The organism is Sphingomonas sp. UYP23 (assembly GCF_054059235.1).
On sequence record NZ_JBSSBX010000001.1, the window covers coordinates 3,358,287 to 3,370,564 of the forward strand.

General features: G+C 66.0%; 9 protein-coding genes. 8 read left to right on the forward strand and 1 reads right to left on the reverse strand.

Annotated features, from left to right (window positions below; all coding sequences use genetic code 11):
• The first annotated feature begins 4 nt into the window (after nt 1-4).
• The 8 genes from nuoL (at nt 5) to ACVWYO_RS16595 (ending at nt 10,162) form a co-directional block, all read left to right on the forward strand.
• On the forward strand, nt 5-2,155 hold the full coding sequence (nuoL, locus tag ACVWYO_RS16560; protein WP_457352624.1) for an NADH-quinone oxidoreductase subunit L: 2,151 nt from the start codon (nt 5-7) through the stop codon (nt 2,153-2,155).
• Between the two features lie 115 nt (nt 2,156-2,270).
• Complete coding sequence (locus ACVWYO_RS16565; protein WP_457352626.1) at nt 2,271-3,800, forward strand: NADH-quinone oxidoreductase subunit M; 1,530 nt, start codon at nt 2,271-2,273, stop codon at nt 3,798-3,800.
• Nucleotides 3,797-5,236, forward strand: coding sequence for an NADH-quinone oxidoreductase subunit NuoN (gene nuoN, locus ACVWYO_RS16570; protein WP_457352628.1), 1,440 nt, complete (start codon nt 3,797-3,799; stop codon nt 5,234-5,236). Before ACVWYO_RS16565 ends, nuoN begins: the two co-directional genes overlap by 4 nt.
• 5 nt (nt 5,237-5,241) lie before the next feature.
• Nucleotides 5,242-6,033 carry a biotin--[acetyl-CoA-carboxylase] ligase gene (locus ACVWYO_RS16575; protein ID WP_457352631.1) on the forward strand — a complete coding sequence of 264 codons (792 nt, stop codon included), beginning with the start codon at nt 5,242-5,244 and terminating at the stop codon, nt 6,031-6,033.
• Between the two features lie 30 nt (nt 6,034-6,063).
• Nucleotides 6,064-6,846, forward strand: coding sequence for a type III pantothenate kinase (locus tag ACVWYO_RS16580; protein WP_457352633.1), 783 nt, complete (start codon nt 6,064-6,066; stop codon nt 6,844-6,846).
• Nucleotides 6,847-6,970: 124 nt separating this feature from the next.
• Nucleotides 6,971-8,608, forward strand: a complete 1,638-nt coding sequence (locus ACVWYO_RS16585; protein WP_457352635.1) for a ribonuclease J — start codon at nt 6,971-6,973, stop codon at nt 8,606-8,608.
• A gap of 142 nt (nt 8,609-8,750) precedes the next feature.
• Nucleotides 8,751-9,029, forward strand: coding sequence for a DUF1467 family protein (locus ACVWYO_RS16590; protein ID WP_457352636.1), 279 nt, complete (start codon nt 8,751-8,753; stop codon nt 9,027-9,029).
• An 89-nt stretch (nt 9,030-9,118) separates the two neighbouring features.
• The gene (locus tag ACVWYO_RS16595; RefSeq protein ID WP_457352638.1) at nt 9,119-10,162 is read left to right on the forward strand and encodes a GGDEF domain-containing protein; all 1,044 of its coding nucleotides are present in this window, start codon (nt 9,119-9,121) and stop codon (nt 10,160-10,162) included.
• A gap of 43 nt (nt 10,163-10,205) precedes the next feature.
• Here the strand turns inward: ACVWYO_RS16595 and ACVWYO_RS16600 are convergent, their stop codons facing one another.
• Complete coding sequence (locus ACVWYO_RS16600) at nt 10,206-11,651, reverse strand: carboxylesterase/lipase family protein (protein WP_457352641.1); 1,446 nt, start codon at nt 11,649-11,651, stop codon at nt 10,206-10,208.
• Nucleotides 11,652-12,278 lie beyond the last annotated feature (627 nt).

Consider the following 12,278-nt stretch of genomic DNA (forward strand, 5'->3'; position numbering starts at 1 on the left):
TTTCGTGATCCTCTTCATCGTTTTCCTGCCGCTGCTCGCGGCGATCGTCGCGGGTTTCGCGAACAAGAGCTTCGGCGCGATCCTGCCGAAGGTCGTCACGACCGGCGCACTGTTCGCCTCGTGCATCCTGAGCTGGCCGATCTTCATCCACTACCTCGGTGGTGGCGAAGCGACGGTCACGCCGGTGCTCGACTGGATCCATTCGGGCGACTTGGCGGTAGACTGGTCGCTGCGCGTCGACGCGCTGACCGCGGTGATGCTCGTCGTCATCACGTCGGTGTCGGCGCTCGTCCATCTGTATAGCTGGGGCTATATGGAGGAGGACCCCGACCAACCGCGCTTCTTCGCGTATCTGTCGCTGTTCACCTTCGCGATGCTGATGCTCGTGACCGCCAACAATCTCGTCCAGATGTTCTTCGGCTGGGAAGGCGTCGGTCTCGCATCCTACCTCCTGATCGGTTTCTGGTTCCGCAAGCCGAGCGCCAATGCCGCCGCGATCAAGGCGTTCGTCGTCAACCGCGTCGGCGATCTCGGCTTCATGCTCGGCATCTTCGGCACGTATCTGGTGTTCAATACCGTCTCGATCCCCGAGATCCTGCGGCTCGCGCCGGGGATGGCCGGGTCGACGATCGGCTTCGTTGGGGGCCGCTTCGATACGATGACGGTGCTGTGCCTGCTGCTGTTCGTCGGCGCGATGGGCAAGTCGGCGCAGCTCGGGCTCCACACCTGGTTGCCCGACGCGATGGAAGGCCCGACCCCGGTGTCGGCGCTGATCCACGCGGCGACGATGGTCACCGCGGGCGTGTTCATGGTGTGCCGCCTGTCGCCGATGTTCGAGACGTCGCCGTTCGCGCTGACCGTCGTGATGACGGTGGGTGCCGCGACCTGCCTGTTCGCGGCGACGGTCGGGCTGGTGCAGACCGACATCAAGCGCGTCATCGCCTATTCGACCTGCTCGCAGCTCGGCTACATGTTCTTCGCCGCTGGGTGTGGCGCGTATGGCGCCGCGATGTTCCATCTCTTCACGCACGCCTTCTTCAAGGCCTTGTTGTTCCTCGGTGCGGGTTCGGTGATCCACTCGATGCATCACGAGCAGGACATGCGCTATTATGGCGGCCTGCGGAAATCGATCCCGATCACCTTCTGGGGCATGATGATGGGCACGCTGGCGATCACCGGCGTCGGCATCCCGGCCGTGTTCGGCAATCCGCTCGCGATCGGTTTCGCTGGCTTCCACTCGAAGGATGCGATCATCGAGGCGGCCTGGGCTTCGGGCCAGCATGGCGCGTCGATCGTCGGGATCATCGTCGCACTGCTGACGAGCTTCTACTCGTGGCGCCTGATGTTCCTGACCTTCTGGGGCAAGCCGCGCTGGGAGCAGTCCGAGCATATCCAGCACGCGATCCACGACGCACATGGCCATGGCCATGACGCCGGTCACGACGATCACGGCACGACGGCCGCACATGCTCACCACGGCGAAGCCGCCGAGGAAGGGCAGGGCAGCGAGCCGCATGCTCACGATCATCGGCACGATCACGGCCACGTCGTCCAGGCGCATCCGGTGTTCACCACGCACGGCGACGGCACGGGCGGCTATCATCCGCATGAGAGCCCGTTCCCGATTCTGCTGCCGCTGATCATCCTGTCGATCGGCGCGATCGCTGCGGGCTTCGTGTTCCACGGCTATTTCATCGAGCCGAGCGCGGGCGAAGAATATTGGCACGGCGCGATCGCGTTCCGCGAGCATCTGATGCACGCGATGCACGAAGTGCCACTGGGGGTGAAACTGTCGGCGTCGATCGCGATGCTGACCGGGTTGCTCGGGGCCTACATCTTCTACATCCGCTCGCCGCACGCGCCGCGGAAGCTCGCCGAGACCTATGCTCCGGTCTACGACTTCCTGCTCAACAAATGGTATTTCGACGAGCTGTACAATCTGCTTTTCGTCAAACCCGCTTTCGCCATCGGCCGCTTCTTCTGGCACCGCGGTGACGAGAAGACGATCGACCGGCTCGGCCCCAACGGCTCGGCCTGGGTCGTGTCGCAAGGCTCGCGCGTCGCTGGAAAGCTGCAAACTGGATATGTCTACACTTATGCCTTTGTCATGCTGCTCGGTCTGACCGGCGCCGTCACTTGGGCGATCACGCGATGAGCGCGCGCCTCCACACCGTCGCCCCGGCGCAGGCCGGGGCCGGCCAGCCGCATGTGGCTAACGCCGGACACACCAACGCAGCGACCCCGGCCTTCGCCGGGGTGACGGGGATACAATGACCGGCTTCCCCATCCTCTCCGTGATGCTCGCCATCCCCGCGCTTGCGGCGGTCGCGTGCCTCTTCGTCAGTGCGCAGGGCGCACGCTGGATCGCGCTGATCGCGACGCTGATCGATTTCGTGCTCGGGATCGGCCTGTGGGCGAGCTTCGAGATTGGCGGCCCGCAGTGGCAGTTCGTCGAGAATGCCGGCAGCCTCGGCGTGTTCAGCTGGAAGCTCGGCCTCGACGGCTTCGCGCTGCTGCTGGTCATGCTCAGCGTGTTCCTGATGCCGATCTGCATCGGCGCGAGCTGGGTCGCGATCGAGAAGCGCGTCCAGGAATATATGGCGGCGTTCCTCATCACCGAAGTGCTGATGATCGGCACCTTCGCGGCGCAGGACCTGTTCCTGTTCTACATCTTCTTCGAGGCCGGCTTGATCCCGATGTACCTGATCATCGGTATCTGGGGCGGTGCGAACCGGATCTACGCGTCGTACAAATTCTTCCTCTACACGCTGCTCGGCTCGCTGCTGATGCTCGTCGCGATGCTGTGGATGGTGAATTTCGCCGGCACCTCGGACATTCCGACGCTGCTCAACACCGATTTCCCGGTGCAGGTGCAGACCTGGCTGTGGCTCGCCTTCTTCGCCTCGTTCGCCGTCAAGATGCCGATGTGGCCGTTCCACACCTGGCTTCCCGACGCGCACGTGCAGGCGCCGACCGCAGGGTCGGTGATCCTGGCGGGCGTGCTGCTGAAGCTCGGCGGATACGGCTTCCTGCGCTTCTCGCTGCCGATGTTTCCGGAAGCCTCGGCACAGCTGACCTGGCTGATCCTCGCGCTGTCGGCCGTCGCGGTGATCTACACCTCGCTCGTCGCGTTGGTGCAGTCCGACATGAAGAAGCTGATCGCCTATTCGTCGGTCGCGCATATGGCGATCGTGACGATCGGCCTGTTCGCCTTCAACCGGCAGGGCATTGAGGGCGCGATGATCGTCATGCTGTCGCATGGCCTCGTCTCGGCGGCGCTGTTCCTGTGCGTCGGCGTGATCTACGACCGGCTCCATACCCGCGAGATCTCGCGCTATGGGGGTCTGGCGATCAACATGCCGCGCTACGCCCTGCTGTTCCTGTTCTTCACCATGGCCTCGATCGGCCTGCCGGGGACGAGCGGCTTCGTCGGCGAGTTCCTTTCGCTCGCCGGGACCTACCGCGTCTCCACCACTGCCACCTTGCTCTGCACGACGGGCATCATCCTGGGTGCCGCCTACATGCTCTACCTCTACCGCCGTGTCGTCTTCGGCGAGATCGTTCATGACGACGTCCGGGCGATGAAGGACATCAGCCTGCGCGAAGCTGCGTTGCTGGCGCCGATCGCCGCGGTTGCCTTGTGGATGGGCGTTTACCCTGAGAGCTTCCTCGCCCCGATGCGCAGCGATGTCGCGACGCTCGAGGCACGGATCGCACGCGCGACGCCCAAGGGTGACTCGCTGCCGACGCCGGGCAAGGCTCCGGCCACACCCGCGGTACATGCGGAGGCACGGCCATGAACGCTTCGCTGTTGATGACGCTGCCCGAGCTGGTGCTCGCGGCGGGGGCGATCGCTTTGATGCTGGTGGCCGCCTGGGGCGGGCAGGGGTCAACCCGTCTGGTGTCCTGGGCTGCGGTTGCGGTGCTGATCGGCGCCGGGCTTGCGCTGCTTGGGCCGGCGTCCAAGGGTGGCGCTGCGTTCGAGGGACTGTACCGCGCTGATGCCTTTGCGGCTTATGCCAAGGTGCTGATCTACGTCGCCTCGGCGGTTGCGATCCTCATCGCGCCGCGCTTCTTTGCGCAGGGTCGCGGGGACGATCTGCGTCCTGAATATCCAGTGCTGATCCTGTTGTCGGCAGCGGGCATGGGCATGATGGTGTCGGCGGGCGATCTGCTGACGCTCTATGTCGGTCTCGAACTGCAGAGCCTCGCGGCGTACGTGCTGGCGAGCTTCATGCGGCGCGATACGCGGTCTGCGGAAGCGGGCCTCAAGTATTTCGTGCTCGGCGCGCTGGCGAGCGGCATCCTGCTCTACGGTATCTCGCTGGTCTACGGCTTCAGCGGCACGACGCTCTTCTCGTCGATCGCGACCGCCTATGGCGCGGGTCATTCGCTCGGCCTGACCTTCGGGTTGGTGTTCGTCTTTGCGGGTCTCGCCTTTAAGATGAGCGCGGTGCCGTTCCACATGTGGACGCCGGACGTGTATGAAGGCGCGCCGACCCCGGTGACGACCTTCTTCGCTTCGGCGCCGAAGGTAGCGGCGGTCGCGCTCGCGGTGCGCGTCGCGATCGAGGCGATGGGCCCGGCGACCGACCAGTGGCGCCAGATCGTGATCTTTGCCTCGCTCGCGTCGATCATCTTCGGCGCGGTTGCGGCGATCGGCCAGACCAACGTCAAGCGGCTGCTCGCGTACTCGTCGATCAACAATGTCGGCTTCCTGCTCGTCGGCCTCGCCGCCGGTACGCAGGAGGGCGTTGCGTCGGTGCTGTTCTACCTCACCGTCTATGTCGTGATGACGCTCGGCAGCTTCGTCGTCGTCCTGCAGATGAAGGATGCCGAGGGCCAGCCGGTCGAGACGCTGGCGAGCCTCGCTGGCCTGTCGCGCTCGCGGCCGGGTCTGGCGCTGGCGATGGCGATCTTCATGTTCTCGCTCGCGGGCATCCCGCCGCTGCTCGGTTTCAACGCCAAGCTGGCGGTGTTCACCGCGGCCGTGAATGCGGGCCTGTATCCGCTGGCAGTGGTCGGCTTCGTCGCCTCGGTGATTGGCGCGTATTATTATCTGCGCGTCATCAAGGTGATGTATTTCGACGAACCGGCCGAGGCCTATGCGGGCCGTGCGACGCCGGTCGAGAGCGCGGTGATCGCGGTGTCGGCAGTGTTCGTCTCGCCGATCGGGTGGCTCCTGCTAGCACCGCTCGGCGTGGCGACGATGTTCGCGGCGAAGGCGCTGTTCTGACGGCGATGATCCGCACCGTCGCCGAGACGGGGTCTACCAACGCCGATATGCTCCTCCTCGCCGCTGCGGGCGCCGAGGAGGGGCTTTGGCTACGGGCCGAACGGCAGAGTGGCGGGCGTGGCCGGCAGGGGCGGGTCTGGGCCTCGCCGGTGGGGAATTTCTACGGGTCGACGGTAGTGCGGGTGCGCGCTGGGGATCCGGCGGCGGCTACGTTGGCTTTGGTTGCGGCGATTGCCTTGGAAGAGGTGGTGCGCGTCTATCTGGCCAACCTTGTCGCCCCGGCGAAGGCCGGGGCCGCTGTGTTGGGACGCGCGCCGGCCGGTGTGCGCGATGCGCCAGCGGCCCCGGCCTCCGCCGGGGCGACGATGTGGATCAAGTGGCCCAACGACCTTCTTCTGGACGGCGCTAAGCTCTCGGGCATCCTGCTCGAACGCGCCGGGGACGCAGTGATCGTCGGGATCGGCGTAAACCTCGCGCATCACCCCGACGACACGGATCGTCTCGCCACCAGCCTCGCCGACCACGGCGCAACCCCCGATCCCGCTGACTTCGCCGAAACGCTCGCCGAGGCCTTCGCCCGCTGGCTCGCCATCTGGCGCGGGCAGGGCCTCGCTCCAATCCGCGCGCGCTGGCTCGAACGCGCGCACCCGATCGGCACCGCGCTCACCGCACGCCTGCCCGACGGCCAGGCGATCGATGGACTGTTCGGCGGGCTCGACGACGATGGCGCGCTCATCCTGCGCTTGGCGGACGGCGGCAGCCGTGTCATTCACGCCGGCGACGTGTTTCTGATCTAGCTTCCCATCCGTTCGTACAAGGCTCCGCCCATGCTGCTCGCGATCGATGCCGGCAACACCAACATCGTCTTCGCGCTCGTCGAGGACAAAGCGATCAAGGCACGTTGGCGCATCGCCACCGATCCGCGCCGGACCGCCGACGAATATGCGGTGTGGCTGCATCAGTTGCTCAACCTCGAAGGTTATGACCGCGCAGCGGTAACCGGCGTCATCATCGCCACCGTCGTCCCGCGCGCGCTCCACAATTTGCAAACGCTCGCGCGGAAATATTTCAACACCGAGCCGCTCGTCGCGGGCGAAGCGCCGGTCGAATGGGGAATGGCGCTCGACGTGCTCGAACCCAAGAGCGTCGGCGCCGATCGCGCGGTGACGATGATCGCGGCGCACGCGCGTCATCCGGGCGACCTGATCGTGATCGATTTCGGGACGGCTACCACGCTCGATGTGGTCGATTATACCGGCGCCTACAAAGGCGGGATCATCGCGCCGGGCATCAACCTCTCGCTCGACGCGCTCGTAACCGCCGCCGCCAAGCTGCCGCGCATCGCGATCGAGGCACCGGCGACCAGCAGCGTGATCGGCCGCGACACCGTTAGCCAGATGCAGATCGGCATCTTCTGGGGCTATGTCGCGATGATCGAGGGGCTGGTCGCGCGGATGAAGGCCGAGGTCGGGCGGCCGATCAAAGTGGTCGCTACAGGCGGCCTAGCGATCCTGTTCGAGCAGCACACGACCATGTTCGATGTGGTCGAACCCGATCTTACCATTCAGGGGCTGGCGATTCTGTGGGATCGCGCCCATATAGGAGCCTAGAGTCAGCGAGTGTGCGCCGCATTTCGGAGCCCCGCTTCCCCAACTCTTACGATATTCCGCGCTTAACAGGCGCAAACCTGAAGGCACGCGCGATGCGCGGCCGAAATGAAAGTACCGATTCTACGTGACAAAACCAAAGAACGAGCTCCTTTTCCTGGCCCTTGGCGGGTCGGGCGAAATCGGCATGAACGTCAATCTCTACGGCTGCGAAGGCAAGTGGCTGATGGTCGATTGCGGCATCACCTTTGCCGATCCGCAATATCCTGGCATCGACGTGATCCTGCCCGACCTGCAGTTCATCGAGGAACGCCTCGACGATCTGGTCGGCATCGTGCTGACGCACGGCCATGAAGACCATATCGGCGCGCTGCCGTACCTCGCCGAAGATCTCGGCGTGCCGCTTTATGCGACGCCGTTCACCGCCGGCCTGATCCGCGGCAAGCTCGAGGAAGAGGGCAACGCATCGCGCGTCAAGCTGCGCGTGATCCAGCCCAACGCGCCGTTCGACCTCGGGCCGTTCGGCGTCACCTTCGTGCCGATGTCGCATTCGATCCCCGAGGCGAGCGCCTTGTTGATCGACACGCCGTACGGCCGGATCTTCCACACCGGCGACTGGAAGCTCGATGCGGCGCCCGTCATCGGCCATCCGTCGAGCCCGGCCGAGCTCGCTGCAATCGGCGAGGACGGCATTCTGGCGCTGGTCTGCGACTCGACCAACATCTTCAACAACGACGCTTCGGGCTCGGAGAGCGACGTGTTCTCGGGGCTGATGGACGTGATCAGCAAGGCCAAGGGCCGCGTGATGGTGACGTCGTTCGCGTCGAATGCCGCGCGTCTCCACACGCTCGGCAAGGTCGCGATCGAGACGGGCCGCTCGCTCTGCGTCCAGGGCCGCTCGCTCGACCGCATCCTCAAGGTCGCGCGTGCGACGGGGTATCTGAAGGACTTCCCCGAGACGATCGATGCCGAGGCCGCGATGCGGCTGCCGCGCGACAAGGTGCTCGTCGTCGCGACGGGCGGGCAGGGCGAGGAGCGCGCCGCGCTCGCCCGCGTCGCCAACGGCCAGCATCCGATCGCGCTCGCGACCGGCGACACCGTCGTCTTCTCGTCGAAGCAGATCCCCGGCAACGAAGTCGCGATCGGTCGCATCCAGAACCAGTTGGCGGCTAAGGGTGTGATCATGATCACCGACCGCCAGGCGCATGTCCATGTGTCGGGCCATCCGGGTCGCCCCGAGCTGCTCCAGATGTATCGCTGGATGAAGCCGGAGATCCTGATGCCGGTCCACGGCGAGATGCGCCACTTGATGGAACATGCGCGCTTCGGCCTGTCCGAGAGCGTACCGCGCGCGCTCGTGCAGACCAATGGCGACATCGTGCGCCTCGCACCGGGCGCGCCGACCAAGATCGGCAATGCGCCGGTCGGCCGGCTCGTGCTCGACGGCGACGTGATCCTGCCGGGTGACGGCCAGACGATCAACGAGCGCCGCAAGCTCGCGCTCAACGGGCAGATCTCGGTCGCGGTCGCGATCGGCTCGCGCGGGCTGATCGGCACGCCGCAGGTCCGCATCCAGGGCATCCCGGTCGAGGAAGACCGCGAGCCGTTCCTCGAGGAAACCGTCAGCGCGGTGATCGCGGCGACCAAGCAGGGCGGGCGCGACCGTGACAAGCTGCGCGAGCAGATCCGCCTCGCCACGCGCAAGGTCGCGACGCGTTGGACCGGCAAGAAGCCGAACGTCGACGTGCTGCTGATCGAGGCGTAAGACATACGCCTTAGCCCCTCCCCTTCAGGGGAGGGGTTGGGGAGGGCAGTGCACGGGGCGACGCTCTCTGCGAGGCACTTCGCCACTCCCATCCCCTCCGCTAAAGGGGGGCGACCATGCGGCTAGGACAGGATCAAGACCAATGCGGTGGACTTCGGCGCTGGCGATCTACTTCCTGTTCTGGGCGTTCTCGGTCTTTTTCGTGCTGCCGTTCGGCGTGAAGACGAGTGACGAGGCAGGTGTCGCGCGCGTTCCAGGCCAGGCCGAGAGCGCGCCGCACGAATTTCGCCCCGGTCGGATCGCCAAACGCGTTACGATCCTCGCGACCATCCTATGGGCGCTCTACATGCTCAACTTCCATTTCGGCTGGCTGACTCCACAGATGCTCGACGTGTTCGGGACGTGGAACGGGGTCGCGTAAGAAAAGGATCGCCGCGGCTATTCCCTGAATCGTTCTGCATCCGTTATTAACGCGTTCTTGGTAGATACCGGCGTGAAACGGGGCAGAGAATGACGGTGCGGCGGGCGCAAGAGGGGGCGGGGCAAGGGTCGTCGAATGGCGATCCGTTCGGCGATATCGGCGCGAGCGTTCTCGCGTTCCTCGCCGAGCAACCACTCGGCCCGACCCCAGGCAATTACGAACTGGGCTATCTCTATCGCACCGATCGCGACAGCCTGGCCGCGCGGTCGATCGACGCGGTCCTTGCCAGCGGCGCCACGCTGACCCAGGCGCAGGCCGACTATATCCTCAGTGCCTGTCATGCCCCGCCGCGGCAGAGCGGCGACGCGTGCGACGGCGCGGCGGAAACGCCGACCGGCGCGCGGCTCCGCCACCAGACGCTGCAGCTGCATGATCTCGCCAGCGATGCGGCGACCGTCACCGGGCAGTTCGGGCGCGATCTCAGTGCCGAACTGATCCATATCGAGGCCGATTCGCTGCCGATCGCGCGGACGATCACGACGATGATCGCGCGATCGGGCGATGCCGAGCGCAATCTGGTCGCGGCGCTCGAGCAGATCGACGCGCTGCACGCCGAGGTCGCCGCGGCGCAGAACGATGCGCTGCGCGATTCGCTGACCGGGCTCGTCAACCGCCGGGGCTTCGCCGCCGAGCTTGCCAAGGGGGCGAGCGATGCGCCGGTCGCTCTGGCGATCTGCGACATCGACCGGTTCAAGGCGATCAACGACCGGCATGGCCATCCGGTCGGCGATCGCGTGATCAAGGCGGTCGCCGAGTCGATCGCGCGGTGTTGCGCGCCACACGTCGTGTCGCGGTGGGGCGGCGAGGAATTCCTCATTCTGATGGACGATGTCACGCTCGCCGAAGCGCACGAGATCGTCGCGACCGCCAATCACGCGCTGCAGAACCGCGCGTTCCGGATCCGCGAATCGGGCGAAGCGCTCGATCCGATCACGTTTTCAGCCGGGATCGTGCTGACGCAGCGCGCGTCGGCCCTCGATTCGATCGCGGCGGCGGACCTTTTGCTTTACCGCGCGAAGGAAGCGGGGCGGAACTCGGTCTATAGCCAGGACAGCACGCAACGCGCCGCGTGACCGGGCGCGTTGCGCGCTTGCGCCCGTTCCGTGTCGCGATCCGCTATTTCCCCGGCGCGGCCGCTGCGGCCCGCCCCGCGTCGATCTCCGCACCCCACGGATCCGGCCGCGCCACGGCTGTGCCGTCGACGCCGAAGTCCATCAGCGTGTCGCGCGCGCGGTCGTAGCGCGGCCAATCGGCAAGCCCTGCGCCGTTGGGCGTACCCGTCTTGGCGAAGGCGACGATCGCGCGGCTCATCGCCTTGCCGATCGCCACGTCGGTCGGCGTTGTTGCCGCGCCATATTTGATCGCAGTCGTATCGAGGAAGAACGGGATATCGGTCGCGTGCTGCGCGTCGGGCGTGCCGACCGAGCTCGCGACATAGGAAAAGCGATATTCCCAGACCGGAACGCCCGCCGCGGCGAGCGTGGCGGAGACGGCGCGCGCGCCGGCGATCATCGCGCCAGTCTTGCCGCCGATGTCGGCGCTGGTCGCCCCGATCAGCATCGGAACCTTGGCAAAGCGCCCGCCGGCATAGGCCTCATGGGTATCGACCACCACGCGGCCGTCGGGGAAGGGGCCGCCATAGGTTGCAGGCCCGATTTGGGGGCGGCGTGCCAGATTGAGCCCGTCGGTGACTTGCTCGGCGCTCAATGCACGCAGCTTGGCGAGCGCGTCGGGGGCGGTGGGCTCGATCCCCTTTGCCGTGGCGAAGGACGCGCCGATCTGCTCGGCCGCAGCGAGCGTGCGGTCAGGCTCGGCGCCGGCATCGCCGCCCGACATCACGATCGCCTTGGCGAACAGGCCGGTCGCCAGCGGGGAGGTCACCAGCGCATGGACCGAGCGCCCACCCGCGCTTTCGCCCATGATCGTGACGTTGGCCGGGTCGCCGCCGAAGCGCGCGACGTTACGCTGAACCCAGTGCAAAGCGGCGATCTGGTCCATGATTCCGTAATTGCCGAGCTGGCCGTGATCGGGATCGGCCTTGCTCAACTGAGGAAAGGCGAAGCTGCCGAAGCGTCCGAGCCGATAATTGAAGCTGACGAACACCACGCCCTGCTGGGCAAGCGCGGCGCCGGCATAGGTCGGCGGCGAAGCCCCGCCGTTGACGAAGCCGCCACCATAGATCCACACGATTACCGGCAGACGGCCGCGCGCCGCGGCGGGTCTCCAGACGTTGGCGTAGAGGCAGTCCTCTGCCGGCTGCGTGCCGAGCGGCGCGGCGTCGCTCGGGAAGGGCAGCTGCATACAGTCATGCGCATAAGCGGTCGCGTCGCGCACGTCCCGCCACGGGGTGGCGGGCTGCGGCGCGCGCCAGCGCAACGCGCCGACCGGGGGCGCGGCGAAGGGAATGCCCTTCCAGCTGGCGACACCCTCGGCCGTCGTGCCGCGGACGCTGCCGATATCGGTTTTGACGACGGGCGCCTGCCCGGATCGGGCCATGGCGGGCGCGGCGAGCGCAATGCCGGCCAGCAAGGCGATCAGGACGGACTGTTTCATGCGACGCATTCCTTATGAACTCACACCGACGCTACGCCGTTCCACGCACGGGTGTCACGTTGGTCCTCGGCGCGGGAGGCATATCGCTTGTCGAAAGGGTGGAGGGCAGCGCCGAGCCTCGGCGCGCCGCTGGTGCCGGCTGCAGGAATCGAACCCGCGACATCCAGTTTACAAAACCGGAGGTTACCCATCCTAAACGCTGTCGGCAGCACATCGAAAACCGCAGAAATCTGCGGCTATTCGGATTTCTGCTCCCGTTTTCACAGCCAGTCAAATCGAAAAAGGTCACAAAATCGGTCACAAATTGTCTCAATCTTCGTGCGCGGCACAGGAGCCACGGGAGAAGACGCATCGCTGCATTTGGTCGTGCAGCGCCAGCGAACGCCGTGTGAGCGTATGATGTTCGTGGGACAGATCGAGAGCAGCCGAACGGCGCTCTTCGGACCCCGGACATATTTGCGAGGCCCCTCCGGCGACCCGTTATTCAACCGACACGCGCGAACGCCGCGGCAACAGCACGGCTGGGCACACCGACTGTACTTGGCGCCGCCAGCACAACTCGTTCGAGCAAGCCCAGGAGGCTATTACAGAGTTCCCATACGGCAGGTCGACCGGGGGCGGGGGGCGGCCGATCGA